This is a genomic window from Corynebacterium pseudokroppenstedtii, assembly GCF_019754945.1.
Lineage (GTDB): Bacteria > Actinomycetota > Actinomycetes > Mycobacteriales > Mycobacteriaceae > Corynebacterium > Corynebacterium pseudokroppenstedtii.
Genome location: NZ_JAEUWU010000003.1, coordinates 254,419 through 267,769 on the forward strand (window position 1 = coordinate 254,419; position 13,351 = coordinate 267,769).

The 13,351-nt window shown below is 55.5% G+C and carries 10 protein-coding genes; 5 read left to right on the forward strand and 5 right to left on the reverse strand.

Annotation, left to right across the window (positions count from 1 at the left end; all coding sequences use genetic code 11):
- Positions 1-10: 10 nt before the first annotated feature.
- Entirely contained in the window at positions 11-2,305 is a 2,295-nt protein-coding gene (locus tag JMN36_RS06340) for a TPM domain-containing protein (protein ID WP_221924030.1), read from the reverse strand.
- Between the two features lie 98 nt (positions 2,306-2,403).
- Here JMN36_RS06340 and JMN36_RS06345 point away from each other — a divergent pair, with 98 nt between their 5' ends.
- Positions 2,404-3,054 carry a YdcF family protein gene (locus JMN36_RS06345; RefSeq protein WP_204581990.1) on the forward strand — a complete coding sequence of 217 codons (651 nt, stop codon included), beginning with the start codon at positions 2,404-2,406 and terminating at the stop codon, positions 3,052-3,054.
- Between the two features lie 60 nt (positions 3,055-3,114).
- Positions 3,115-4,425: a deoxyguanosinetriphosphate triphosphohydrolase gene (locus tag JMN36_RS06350; protein ID WP_204583078.1), complete on the forward strand. Its 1,311-nt coding sequence runs from the start codon at positions 3,115-3,117 to the stop codon at positions 4,423-4,425.
- A 7-nt stretch (positions 4,426-4,432) separates the two neighbouring features.
- On the opposite strand, the gene JMN36_RS06355 is transcribed toward JMN36_RS06350, so the two are convergent.
- A complete protein-coding gene (locus JMN36_RS06355; protein WP_204581989.1) occupies positions 4,433-4,993 on the reverse strand; it encodes a guanyl-specific ribonuclease in 561 nt (186 codons plus the stop codon).
- Positions 4,994-5,068: 75 nt separating this feature from the next.
- On the opposite strand from JMN36_RS06355, the gene dnaG reads away from it, so the two are divergent.
- A complete protein-coding gene (gene dnaG, locus JMN36_RS06360; RefSeq protein ID WP_204581988.1) occupies positions 5,069-7,006 on the forward strand; it encodes a DNA primase in 1,938 nt (645 codons plus the stop codon).
- Positions 7,007-7,088: 82 nt separating this feature from the next.
- Here dnaG and JMN36_RS06365 read toward each other — a convergent pair whose 3' ends face one another.
- On the reverse strand, positions 7,089-7,346 hold the full coding sequence (locus JMN36_RS06365) for a hypothetical protein (protein WP_204583077.1): 258 nt from the start codon (positions 7,344-7,346) through the stop codon (positions 7,089-7,091).
- Between the two features lie 39 nt (positions 7,347-7,385).
- Positions 7,386-8,258, reverse strand: coding sequence for an aldo/keto reductase (locus tag JMN36_RS06370; RefSeq protein WP_236881636.1), 873 nt, complete (start codon positions 8,256-8,258; stop codon positions 7,386-7,388).
- A 357-nt stretch (positions 8,259-8,615) separates the two neighbouring features.
- On the opposite strand from JMN36_RS06370, the gene JMN36_RS06375 reads away from it, so the two are divergent.
- Together JMN36_RS06375 and JMN36_RS06380 are read left to right on the forward strand one after the other, a co-directional pair.
- Entirely contained in the window at positions 8,616-11,072 is a 2,457-nt protein-coding gene (locus JMN36_RS06375; RefSeq protein WP_236881637.1) for an MFS transporter, read from the forward strand.
- Positions 11,073-11,228: 156 nt separating this feature from the next.
- Entirely contained in the window at positions 11,229-12,272 is a 1,044-nt protein-coding gene (locus JMN36_RS06380; protein WP_221924031.1) for a hypothetical protein, read from the forward strand.
- Between the two features lie 520 nt (positions 12,273-12,792).
- Here the strand turns inward: JMN36_RS06380 and JMN36_RS06385 are convergent.
- On the reverse strand, positions 12,793-13,200 hold the full coding sequence (locus JMN36_RS06385; protein ID WP_204581986.1) for a hypothetical protein: 408 nt from the start codon (positions 13,198-13,200) through the stop codon (positions 12,793-12,795).
- Between the last annotated feature and the right edge of the window lie 151 nt (positions 13,201-13,351).

The following is a 13,351-nucleotide window of genomic DNA, read 5'->3' on the forward strand; positions in this document are numbered from 1 at the left end:
GCCGGGCGCGTTAGAATGTTCCGTCGAATCCACTGCCTCCGTCGCTGAAGCCACCGTCGCCGAATCCGCCGAAGCCACCAAAGTCGTCGCCGAACCCATCGCCGAATCCGCCGCCGTAGTTTCCGTACCCTCCGTAGTGGCCACCGCCGTGGAAGAGGGATGAGATCAACATTCCGGCGATGAAGGCGCCACCGTTGCCGCCTCCGCCGAAGTAACTCTGATTGCGTCGGGTGAAGTCGTCGATGTCATTTCGGGCTGCTTGTTCGGCTCGCCTGCCTAATTCGCCAGCGTGGCGCGCCTCTGAGATCGCACGCCGCGTGTCAGTGGTCCGCAGAGACTGGGCGTGGCTTAATTGTCGTTGCGCGTCAGAGAGCAGAGTCCGTGCCTGTGAGCCGACAGCCTGACCGCGGGTCGAGATCAAGCTATCCGCTGCCTCAATTTGTGCGACGGCATCATCGCGGGTTCGGTCGAACACACGAAGTGCCCGGTTGCGGTCGCGATCGGAGTCACGCGCTTGTTCAAGCAGCGCGTCGAGTTTTTCATCCGCCTCCAGCAACCGTTTGTACATCGCCAGAGGGTCATCACCGGGACGTGTTAGCTCTTTGTCCTGAGCGCTGGTTGATCCGCTTTCGGTGTCATCCTTATCTGTCGTAGCGGGCGCCGTTGTCGACGCGCCCTGTAACGTCGATGACGTGCTCTTCGGCGCCTCGATAGCGCGCGCTTCTTCGACTGCATCCCACGCTTCGGTCGCAATGGCGTCCATCTCGTCGAAGTCGAACTGTGACCCTTGAGTGCTTGCCCGCGCGCGAAGTTTTCCAGCCTCGGTGAGTTCGTCAGTGATCTCGTCAATGAGGGAGCGAATATTGCTTCGGGCCTCGGCGATGCGCTCGTCGGCCTGCTCGATATCTGTGAGGAGGTCGTCGGCTTGGCCGGTGGTCATTTCTGCGGTGCGGATATACTCCACGAGCCCGCCCTGTTCACCAGCGGGCTGGTGGGTGAGGGCCCGGCCGTTATCGACGGCTCGCTCGGCGTTATCCAGGTGCTCGGTGGCAATATCGACATTGTCAGCGATGGATGCCAAGGCATCGGACGCGTACTTTGTGCGCAGCTCGCTCAGCGTTGATGACGCCTGGGGAAGCCGGGCACGAAGAGACACAATGCGCTGGGTAAGTTCGTCGAGCCGTCGGTCTGAATCGATGAGCAGTCCGCGAAGGCGAGCGAACTCGTCCGATTGCTTATCAAGGCCACGGTCAGCTTGCCCACATGAGCTCACGATATCTACAAGCATGGCCTTGCGCTCTTCTTCGGAACGCACCGTTCCTGAATCAATTTTGCTGCGCAGCTGGAACGCCCTTTCCAGGGTCCGCTTTGAGTGATCCATGGCTCGCATGAAGGGCCGTGCCCGGTCTTCTCCGAATTCCGCAATGGCCAGCCGGAGTTCATCATCGGCTGTTCGAATCGACGCGTCCGTACTCGTGAGTTCTTCCTGTGCGCGTTCTTCGAGCACGGAATACGGCAATTCGTTGAGCGACGTCGTGTCATCCGGATTAATGGTTTGAGCATCTTTGACCATCGTTTCCTGCTGCTTCTTGGTGCGCCGCCGGTTCATGTACCACACACCACCCCCTGCTGCGATGATGGCGATAGCACCACCACCCAGCCAAAAGAGCGCCGCCGAATTATCATTCGCGTCCTTCGCGGCGTCGATCTTGTCGGTGATGACGGTATTCCAGTCCGGATTATCCTCAGCGAGGGGTTCCTTGGCGGCCTCATACGTTTTCTTTGTCACAGAATTACCGACGTTGCGCCCCCCGTACACCCCTTGCGTGCGCTTAGTGACGTCAAAAGCCACGATAAGCACATTGGACTGCGGGTTTTCTTGGTAGCGGTCGTGCGCCCATTCTTTCCCAGACATAGTGCCGAAGCTGTTGACGATGTAGACAGTCATGGCGATGTCATCGTCGACTTGTAGCTTCTTGATTTTGTCGGTCAGGTCTTTCTTCTGGCTGTCGGTGAGAGCTCCGACGCTGTCATTGATGCGTTCGCGTGTGGCCACACTGGAACCGCTAGTGTCAGTGTTTGACCCTGTGGAGCCACTTTGGGCGACGACGCTGGTCTGCGCGGTATGTGCCGCCTGAGCTGAGGCTGCGGGCAGGGGTGCGCTGCTCAGGAGTACCCCTCCCGTGAGTGTGAGCGCAGCTGCAGTTGCAGTGAGCCGCACACCACGTCTGTGCGTGGCCTTCGCCGAATGGGCGCCTGGTGTGGTGTGCTCAGTGGTGTCGTGGTCGTTCCGGATGACTGCCATGATCTAAAGAATAGAGAAAACTGTGGAGTGTTTGCCTACACGCGTGTGTATGGGTGTAGGTTAGCGGGCTGTACCTGACGGTCGTGGATGGAGGACGTGTGGGGCGTTGGTTGGGCCGGACTCTCTGGCGTGTGGTGGTTGGTGCCGTATTGATCACCGCTGTGTTGGTCTGTGGCACAGCGTTGAGGATTTGGCAGTTTGCCCGTCATGATGACGACACTCCCTCTGATGTGATCGTGGTGATGGGGGCGGCACAGTATAACGGGACGCCGAGTGAATGGTTTGCTGCGCGCCTAGACAAAGCTGCCACCATGTATCAGGAGGGCACTGCTCCCGTGATCGCGACCTTGGGTGGTAAGCAGGAGGGGGACCAATACACCGAGGCTGAGGCTGGCAAGAAGTACCTAGAGGGGCTGGGTGTGCCGTCGTCGGCAATTGTTCCCATTAGCGATGGCTCGGATACGTTGACATCGGCGCGGGCACTTGCGGCCTATTCGCACAATGAGAATCGTCATTGGTCTTCGGCCGTGGTGGTGACCGATCCGTGGCACGCGTTGCGTGCGCGCACGATGGTTCGGGATCAAGGGTTTACGACGCATTCTGTGTCGACTCGTCACGGGCCGTCGGTGTGGTCGCGCGACGCGCAGTTTTCGGGGATTCTGCATGAGACCGGTGGTTTGATTTTTTATCAGGCGACGCATCGGTCCAATGTGATCTCGGAGCAGAATGTTGAGGATTTGTTGAGGTAGGCGCGCCTCTAATTTTTTGCGGCGTGTAGTGCGACAATAGCGGGTATGAGATTGCGGATGGTGTACCCGTATTCAGAGCAGGATCATGAGCGTCGTGTGGTGGAGGGGCCGAAGGGGGCCCAACTGGCGGGTTCGACGCCGGAAATGCGGGACGATTTCGATCGGGATCGTGCCCGGGTGCTGCATTCCGCTGCGTTGCGTCGGTTAGCGGATAAGACGCAGGTGGTCACTCCGCAGACGGGGGATACGCCGCGGACCCGTTTGACCCACAGTCTTGAGGTGGCTCAGATCAGTCGGGGTATTGCGGCCGGGCTGGGGGTGGATACTGATTTAGCCGAGTTAGCGGGGCTTAGTCATGACATTGGCCATCCGCCCTATGGTCACAACGGGGAGCGGGCTTTGGATGAGCTAGCGCAGGATTGTGGAGGGTTTGAGGGGAATGCTCAGACATTGCGTATTTTGAGCCGTCTGGAAGCGAAAGTATGCGATGTTCGCGACGGTCATCCGGTGAGTGTTGGGTTGAATTTGACGCGTGCGTCGTTGGATGCGACGTGTAAGTATCCGTGGACGGCATCGAGCCCTCAAGGGGTGGCGAGGAAGAAGTATTCGGCCTATGACGAGGATGCTCCATTGTTGGAGTGGATCCGTCGTGGTGCTCCCGAGGGCAGGAAGTGCCTGGAAGCCCAGATTATGGATGTCAGCGACGACATCGCGTACTCGGTACATGACGTGGAGGACGCCGTGTTGTCCGGCCGCGTCAGCCTCAACGTGTTGTGGGATTTGGTTGAGATTGCGGAGTTGGCGGATGAGGGTGCGGGGGTTTTTGGTGGCGATCCCGATGAGCTCGTCGATGCTGCTGATCGGTTGCGCCAGCTGCCGGTGATTGCCGAAGCTGCCGATTATGACGGAACATTGGCCGCGTCGGTGTCTTTGAAGGCGATGACATCGCAGCTGGTGGGCCGCTATATTTCTGCGACGGTCGCTGCTACTCGACGTGAGATAACGAACGGGAACGAGTCGGCGTGGACAGAGGAGATGGCGGCGGGGAGGTTTTCCAACGATTTGGTTGTGCCACCCGATATTGTGGCAGAAATCACGTTGTTGAAGTCGGTGGCGGTGCTCTATGTGATGGATCAGTCTTTGCATCAGAAGAATCAGGAGCGTCAGCGTGATCGGCTATTCCGTGTGAAGGATTACCTGTATGCCGGTGCGCCGACAAGCTTGGATCCTCTGTATCAGGGCTGGTGGCGTGACGCCTCGACGGATGCTGAGCGGTTGCGCGTCGTTGTTGACCAGTTGGCTTCGATGACGGAATCGCGGCTTGAGCGATTGGATAGATCGGCTCGGGATTGGTCAGCAGGGTGGAGTTAACGCGGAGTCAGTTTTCTTGCATCTCACAGAATGATGAGTAGTGGTCGCTGGTGTAGTACCACACATCGGGGTGCGTGGCGGTCGAACCACCCGTAATGATCCTGGCAGGCCCACGACTGTGATCCGTTTTATCCTCGTCGACGGTGTATTCGCGGTAGTAGTTACTCTTCTTATGGGGGAGTGTGTTCTCGTAATTTCCGAAGTGGGATCCATCCTTCTGCGGGTAATCAAATGGACCACCGGACTTAATATCGTCGACGACCACGCGCGCCTGATCAGGCAACTGTTTCGCGTTGCACGCTGGGATACCGTGTGAGGAACCCTTTTGCGACGAGTCGTTTGATCCTCGACTATGCGACGAGCCACTACTCGACGACCCGCTCGATGACTCACTGCTTTGTGTTCCATTGTGGCTGGGGTTGTTGACAGAGTCCCATCCCCATAGGCCGACTGCACCTGCCACTACAGCACCAAGAATCGACGTCAACGTACGAAGGGACAACACGTGACGCCCTCGTCGAGCGTTCTGTGATCCGCCTTGTGTGTTCTTCTGAGGTGCATCCGGCATGGTCGATATTGTGTCATAATCTGGCGAAGGTCACGGCACTCCTCGGGCTTGACATGACGACGTAGCATAGTTGCCATGGCCAGAGGACGAATCCCGGAGAGTGACATTGATGCGATCCGTGAGCGCACGCCCATTGAGGAGGTCGTGGGCGAATATGTGCAGCTGAAGCCCGCCGGCTCAGATTCGCTCAAGGGGCTATCGCCCTTTAAGGACGAAAAGACCCCCAGTTTTCATGTCCGCCCGAACAAGGGCTATTACCACTGCTTTTCGACGGGGAAGGGTGGCGACGTTTTCAGCTTCCTCATGGAAATGGAGCAGGTGTCGTTTCCCGAGGCTGTGGAGCAGTGTGCGGAGCGTATTGGCTACACCATTAACTATCAGGGTGGCGGACCGGGGCGTCGGGAGGAGCCTGGGACTCGTCAGCGGCTCGTCGCGATTAACAAAGCCACCCAGGAGTTTTACCGTGAACACCTGGACACTGATGAAGCCGCGCCGGCACGGCAATTCTTACTTGATCGTGGGTTCTCTCAGGAACATGCGGAGCAATTCGGGTGCGGCTACGCGCCAGGCGGATGGGATACGTTGACAAAGTTCCTGCTTCGCAAGGGCTTCGATGTCAAAGAGTTGGAGGCCGCTGGGGTAACTTCTCAGGGACGTCGTGGGCCGATCGACCGTTTTCATCGACGCCTAACGTGGCCGATTCGTAACACTGCGAATGATGTGATTGGCTTCGGCGCTCGCAAACTCTTCGACGACGACAAGCTGGGGAAATATATGAACACCCCAGAGACCTTGTTGTACAAGAAGTCGAAGGTACTGTTCGGGATTGACCAGGCGAAGAAGAACATTGCCGAGCGCCACCAGGCGGTCATTGTTGAGGGCTACACCGATGTGATGGCTATGCATGCCGCTGGGGTGACCACAGCCGTCGCCGCGTGTGGAACAGCATTTGGGGCGGAACACTTGCAGATGGTGCGGCGTCTCATGTTGGATGATTCCCATTTTCGCGGCGAGATGATTTATACCTTTGACGGTGATGAAGCCGGGCAGAAAGCCGCTATGCGCGCCTTCGAGGGAAATCAAGAGTTTCTGGGTAAAAGTTTCGTCTCGGTCGCGCCGAATGGTCAGGACCCATGCGACTTGCGCTTGTCCGGCGGTGATGCCGCAGTTCGGGATTTGGTGATGTCCCGGATTCCGATGGTGGAGTTTGTCGTGCGTACGACGCTTGCCTCGTTTGACCTTCACACACCGGAAGGGCGTTTACAGGCCATGGAAGCTGTTGCGCCCGCGGTCGCGAGCGTCAAAGACACCACGTTGCAGAAGGCGTACGCCCGGAAGCTGTCTGGGTGGCTTGGTTGGGATGACGTGAGCGACGTCGAAGCGGCTGTGCGACGAGCTGCCCGCAAGCCACAGGCGTCGGGAATGAAGCGTGGACGGGCACGACAGCAGCGGAATACCTGGAGTGTGAAATCCGCGGCCGCGAAGGGCCCACAGGATTCTCACCAGCCGCGCTTTACCAGACCGAATCCACGCAATGGTGAACTCGCTGGCGAACGCGAAGCCCTCAAGATCGCCCTGCAAGAACCAGCTGTCGCCGCTGAACTGTTTGATGTTCTTCCCGCCGAGAGCTTCCGGCACCCGACCTATCGGGAAGTATCCGAAGGGATCCGTCGCGCCGGGGGGTGTGCCGCAGCCGCGGATGTCGAGTCCGGCGGGAACTCGTGGGTGACGAAGGTTATTGAGAATCTTCCGCAGCCGATGGGGGAGTCGATGGTGACTGAGCTCATGGTGGAGCCTATCCACTATGAGGGTGAAAACATGGAGTGGTTCGTGCGGAGCACGATGGTCCGTCTTCAGGCAGTGTGGGTGGGCAACCAGATTGCCGAACTCAAGTCGACGCTGGAACGGCTGCGGCCTAGCGACGATGAGTACAACAACTTGTTTGGCGATTTGGTGGCACTAGAGCAATATAGGACCGGTTTAATTAAGCAGGCGACGCAGCGGCCTCTATGAGGCCAGCTGGACGCATCTGTTGCGACCGTATTTCGTACACGCCCCACCCTGTGTTACCTGCGCGGTGTGTCCCGCCGTCGTGTCAGTCCTCGTCGGGGACGTAGATGGTGGTGTCCTCGTCGTGGTGCCGGGTTCTGATGTTCCGCGCCCGGAGTTCACGCATCCGCGGTTCTGGGTCAAGAGCGTTGGCTAATGCTTTCCTCCCCGCGTGGACGGCCGATTTGGCGACGGGGGAGTTGATCGCTGCCTCATAGCCTCGTCGAATCTGGTCGTAACGCTTCCGACCTGCCTTCGTGCCCATGACGTAGCCCGCTGTGGCACCGGCGATGAACGTAGTCAAACGCATGTGTTTTCTTTCGTGTGGTGTCTTCGGTTGGAATTAGAACTCTTCGTACTCGTCGGGGTCTTGGTCCTTCTCACGGCCGTCGGGCTTCGTGAGAGCATTGATCGCCTCGATCTCATCGCTCGTCAGCGTGACATGTAGGGAATCGAGGTTTTCTTTTTGACGTTTTTCCGACGCGGATTTCGGAATGGCGAGGCTCCCGATTGCCCGATGCCATGCAAGAACAACCTGGCCGACGGAAGCGTCATGGTTCTTCGCGATGGAAACAATGGTGTCTTCTTCAAAGACGGCGCCTCGGGCGAGGGGGCTCCACGCCTCTGTGATGATTCCGTGTTCCGCGTCATAGGCGCGGGTTTCAGCCTGGTTGAAGTACGGGTGTAGCTCGACTTGGTTAATGACGGGAAGTTCGCCGGTTTCCCGTTCGAGGGTGTCCAGGTGCTCCGGTGTGAAGTTGCATACACCGATGTTGCGGATAAGTCCGCGGTCCCGGGCTTCCATTAATGCTTTCCACGCCTCAACGTATTTGCCCTGCTTCGGATTTGGCCAGTGGATGAGGTACAGGTCGATGTAATCCAGCCCAGTGCGATATAGGGATTCCTCAATGGCGCTCAGTGCCTGGTCATGTTCGTGGTATCGGCCGGGAAGTTTACTGGTCACGGTGACGTCGCCGCGCGAGACAATTCCTTTATCAATGGCCGCGCGAATCCCCGCGCCGATGGTGCCTTCATTTTCGTAGTTGTAGGCAGAGTCGATGAGCCGATAGCCCATCGTGAGCGCAGTCTCAGTGGACTGCGCACCGCTTTTTCCCCAGAGCCGGTACGTACCAAATCCCAGCGCAGGAAGGGTGTACCGCTCGGTGGACAGAGTTGGAATTGATTGTTGGTTATTTGTCGCGGAGGAATCGGTCATAGGGCTAGTGTAACCACGCTCGCTGATGACCGGCCATGGGATAGCGGGGGATTCCGTGCCACAGCCGAGTCTCTCTCGGGCTACCGTCCGCTCGGAAGCCTTGCCATAGTCGGCACGATGTTTGTTTAACACGTTGTCCGGTTATTTATGGGGAACAAGGAGCAGCTAGTGTTGATAGCGAACTTAAATGCGTTTCTGTTCTACGTTTTCCGTGTCGCCACGTGCGAACCCGCGGTGGTTGCTCTTCTTTAGTGGCGACGCTTGCCTCGTGGCCATGAGGGTGGCGGGGTAGCAGTGTGTTGTGGTCGCGCTGTGTTTGCGTAGAGCTGGGACGGCTTTACCCGCTGGGAGGACTTCGTGGACTCTAAGGAGCCATCGTCTGCGTCGGACAGCCGCTTTGCTGGCCGAGCTGGTAGTGCGGACAGTGCGTATGACCCGCTGAAGGGTGATCCGTCAGGCGTGGATGACGTGTCGACGCCGGAAGAACGTAACGCGTCGGAAGAACGTAACGCGCCGGCGTTTCCGTTTCTCACGTTCGATCCAAGTTTAAAGGAATTGACCTCGTCGGGTGGTCGCCATCGGCGCCGTGAAGTCGATGTTCTCCGCCCCGAAGACGAGGTTTCTTTCATGGGGCATCCGCTGACTGGTGGCGGACAACGCCCGTGGCAGGATGAGTCGGTGCCCTCGGGCGCGGGGTACCCAGGGTTTCCCTCATCGCCGGCGGATGCGTCGGGCTATGGCGGCGAAATCCTTGAAGGCGAAGTTGTCGGCAGCGACGAGGCGGCAGGCGACGCGCCGGGCCGAGAGGATAACACTCCAGATGGCCAGGACCTATATACCCATCCCTCGGAAGATACGTTCGAACGTCCTGGAGTTGGGGGCGCGGACGCCCGCCCCGATGACCTTGTGAGCGGAGGCGTCGATAGTGATGACGTGTCTGTCGCCGACGTAACAGGGCCACAGTCCTCTGCAGTGAAGACAAAGCCTGCCGCAGCAAAGACAATAAACCCCTCCACGGCGAAGGCTAAATTCTCCGCAGCGAAAACGAAGCAGGCCGAATCGGGGAAGAAACCGACTGGTCGTCGTTACCCTCATGCGAAGTTTTGGTCCACGGTAGCGGGGTCTGTTGCCTCGCTCATGATGACGCTTGATATGACGATCGTCCTGGTGGCATTGCCGGACATTGGCGAAAGCCTCAAGTTGTCGTTGTCGGGCTCGCAGTGGATCGTCAACGCGTACACTCTGGCTTTCGCGGCGTTGTTGTTGGGCGTTGGTAGCCTGTCTGACCTCGTAGGACGCCGAGGCATCTTCATCGTGGGGCAGCTGATATTTGTCGCGGCGTCGGTCGGATGTATGACGGCCGATGCTGAAAATTGGATGATTGTGGCTCGCGCCATCCAGGGGGCTGGGGGTGCCATGGTCTTCGGATCCAGTTTGCCCCTTCTTTCCGATGTTTTCGGCCCTGGTGAGGAGAAACAGCGAACGAGTGCGGTGGCTGTTTTCATGGCGGCTGGTGCCGCTGCAGTGGCATTGGGACCACTTGTCGGTGGTGCCATTATTGAATTCTTTGACTGGCGGTGGATCTTCGCGATCAACATTCCAATTGGATTACTGATCATTGGTGGAACGTTGTTCGGCGTGCCGAAGGATGCACAGCAGTGGCGTCAGCAGGCTTTGGAAGAGAGAAAAGCGCATCTGTTGGCTGAGGGGTATGCCGAGGAGGTAGAGAAGCTCGAAAACCGGGAGGTTGAGGAGTCGGTTCCGCCGATCTCATGGTTAACCCTGATTGTCGCGTCTGTGTTCCTCTTTGCTTTGAATTACGCTCTCCTTACCGGCCCTGATGATGGGTGGACCGATGGCAAAGTCTTTATAGGCTTTGGTGTAAGCCTGGCGGGGTTAGTTATTTTGGTGTGGATGCAATTGGCCAAGGGGGACAAGGCCATGATCGATGTCCGCATGTTTACTATCCCCTCCTTTTCTGCGGTGACCATCGTTGCGTTCGCGGCCCGATTGTTTAGTTTCGGGATGATGCCGTACATCATTCTCTGGCTGTCGGGAGCAGTCGGTTTAACCTCTTTAGAGGTTGGTTACGTGACGACGGCACTAGCTATCCCGATTATTCTGTTCTCACCTGTGGCGATACAGCTGGGTAAGAGGATCAAAGTTTCTGCCATTCAGGCCTTGGGAATGATCATCATTGCAGCTGGCCTGCTCCTTGGCTTGAAGTTGAACTCTAACTCCGGCTGGGTTGACATCATTCCGATGTACATCGTGGTCGGCATTGGTACCGGATTGATGCTTCCGCACTTGATGGACGTTGCGGTCTCTGTTGTTGCTCCGCGTAAAACAGGTACCGCTACCGGTATTGCCAACACAGCTTTTCCCTTGGGGACTAGTTTCGGCGTGGCTATTTATGGTGCGATTATTACAGCGGCAACGTCCTCAGGGTTGAAAGCGGTGTCCTTTCCGACGGCATCGGTGATGAACACGCAAGCGGGTGCAGCACAGCAGATGCCACCGGGAGCCTCAGCGCCCGTGCCTCAGTTGCCACCGGGAGCGGTATTGTCGCCGGATAAATCGACTATCACGATGGATGCTCCGCAAAAGATTGTAGATTTAGCGTCGAGTGGGCAATTCTCGATTATTCGCCAGCATGCCCCAATGTTTGTCGACAAAGCTCTGGAATCCTACATCAACGGGTTACATAACGTGCTGATTATTGCCGCGGTTCTGGCTGCTGTCGGTGCTCTTGTCGCACTGATCTTTATTCGCGATAAAGATCGTTATGAAATTCGAATCCAAAAGGAGTTCTGAAGAACCACGTCACATTCTGCCAGACGTAGGGATTTAGCAAGCTTTATCAGACACGAACCTCCTTTTTAGGGTAATTTTCGTTACATTTCAATAACGAATCTGGAAATTATCTTTTTATGATTGTGGCCGTGATCTGATGTTGGTATACTTAGTCATATGGTTGATAGTGATATAATCCTGACCCCCGGTGAGCAACGTGTCTTTTCTCGTAAATTCCGATCAAGCCTGCTTTTGTTTTGGCTTCCCACAACGATGATTGTGACAAATCATCGTGTAGTGGTTAGGGACCATAAAACATTTTTAGGATTTATTCCTCTCGGTGGTCGGGAAGAATCAATTCCATTGAGTTCTATTTCTGAAGTTACCGCTTCGTGGAAAATTTATTTCCCACAGTTTTTACTCTTTGGGTTTATATGGTTCATCGAGACGGGTCTATATTATTTGTCCGTTGATCCGACTGAGTCTTTTGTTTTAACCGGAGCAGGTGCTGGGGTTTGGGCCCTTGTTTATTGGGTATCTATTGTACTAATTATTAATTCCTTACGATCAGGAATATATTTTATTGAAAATTACGGAGAAAAGACTTGTTTTACTATCACTCCAATACAGAAGTCTTTACTAAAAGAATTTAGTGATCGACTTACCGATTACATTCATCCTCATCCCGATGGAACAGGCTTCGGGCAGTCGCAATTCGACGGAGGGCAGCCGCAGGGATTTAACGCTCCTCAGGGGTTTGATGGTCAGCCTCAGCAGTTTGGCAACCAGCAGCGGGAATTTAATTCCTCGCAGGGTTTCGGTGGTCAGCCTCAGCAGTTCGGCAACCAGCAGCGGGGATTTAATTCCTCGCAGGGTTTCGGTGGTCAGCAACAGGGCTTCGGCGGCTCGCAACAAGGTTTCTCGACAAGCAACCAGAGTGCGCAGAACTCGAATGGTTCTCAGTCGTTCAATGCTGGGCAGTCTTTCGGTGGAAACCGAGGTGAACAGAGTGCCAACCAGCAGGCCGGATCTGGTCAATTCAGTAACCCTAACCAATGGGGACAATCTTCACCACAAAGTAGTTCGAGCACGAGTTCTAGCCATTCCGTTTCAGAGGAATCTGAATCGACTCTTACGAATGAACACCCCGAAGATGGTGACTCGAATCTCAGTTCGAGGTATACCAACGAATCTGAAAAGAAGGATTCATCCCACGACTAGTTGATTATTTAAGGGGGACTATCGGTACATTGTGCGGTGTTCTTGGCTAATCGGTGTAATTCGGTGAAGAGTGTCTAATGAGCGACGCCAGATTTTGGCGCCGCTCATGATCTATTTAATATGGTCGCAGCGGCCGTGGGTTGAACTGAAAAACTAAACGTGCAGTTGCATTGCCTAGTTGATACGCCACGGTTCGAGTTGGTTAGTATTTCGCGAAAAAGCTAGCCTTCCCGCGAATTGTCGGTTTAGACCAAGATGTGGCCACCTTCAATTCTAAGAACTAGGCGCTAGAGCGCCTATATTGTTTCCACCCTCAGCTGCGAGGTGAAAATCTCACACCAATTTTATGAGGTGAAAACGTAGCCAGGCTCAGTGTAATTTCATTAACGAGAACTCTTTATACCTGTTTTCTTTAATTCCGCATCTTAGTGAGGCATTACACTTCTCGTAAACAGAAAACATGCATGTTGACGAGCCTGAAGAGTATTCTCAGTGTTCCGAGTCAAAGCGTGAATAGAGATCACTTTTTCTTTCCCTTCCAATCTTCCCCGAGAAACCGGATAATGAGCGTACCTCCTTTAAACTTATACTCGACAACATTCTCGCTACCAGCATTGTCTTTTTCTGCTTCGGTGAAAGCTTCGGAGCCGTTATAGTTATGTGCTTCTAGTGCTCGCTTAGGGCGATTTACCCTACCCGTTGCTGTATCGTCTTCGTTGACATCGCCGTACCTATCAACACTTCGAAGAGTGAAGTTTTGGTCGCTGACGTCGAGGATCATCGAACTAGCATCTATTGTGTCCTCGAGGTCGTCAGGGGTTTCAAACTCCCACTTCCCATTTGAGAGCTTGTCGTTTGATGAACACCCGGAGAGAGCTATTATGCCTGCCAGGGAAACACTGACGAGGGGGAGAATCCTTTTCCGCATTTGAACTACATGTCCTTCAGTAGAAGCCTGATAGCGTAGTGTTCGCGATTTTGGACTTCGACCACTTGCCGTTAAAAAATCTTATTAATCTTTCTTAACAGATTTGCGACAAAGCTAGCGGCACCTAACCGAACCTATGCTACGTGAGTTT

Bases quoted from the DNA above. Each gene is read 5' to 3' on its own strand.
- JMN36_RS06340 (WP_221924030.1), bottom strand. From the start codon at position 2,305: ATGGCAGTCATCCGGAACGACCACGACACCACTGAGCACACCACACCA.
- JMN36_RS06355 (WP_204581989.1), bottom strand. From the start codon at position 4,993: ATGCCGGATGCACCTCAGAAGAACACACAAGGCGGATCACAGAACGCT.
- dnaG (WP_204581988.1), top strand. From the start codon at position 5,069: ATGGCCAGAGGACGAATCCCGGAGAGTGACATTGATGCGATCCGTGAG.
- JMN36_RS06370 (WP_236881636.1), bottom strand. From the start codon at position 8,258: ATGACCGATTCCTCCGCGACAAATAACCAACAATCAATTCCAACTCTG.
- JMN36_RS06380 (WP_221924031.1), top strand. From the start codon at position 11,229: ATGGTTGATAGTGATATAATCCTGACCCCCGGTGAGCAACGTGTCTTT.
- JMN36_RS06385 (WP_204581986.1), bottom strand. From the start codon at position 13,200: ATGCGGAAAAGGATTCTCCCCCTCGTCAGTGTTTCCCTGGCAGGCATA.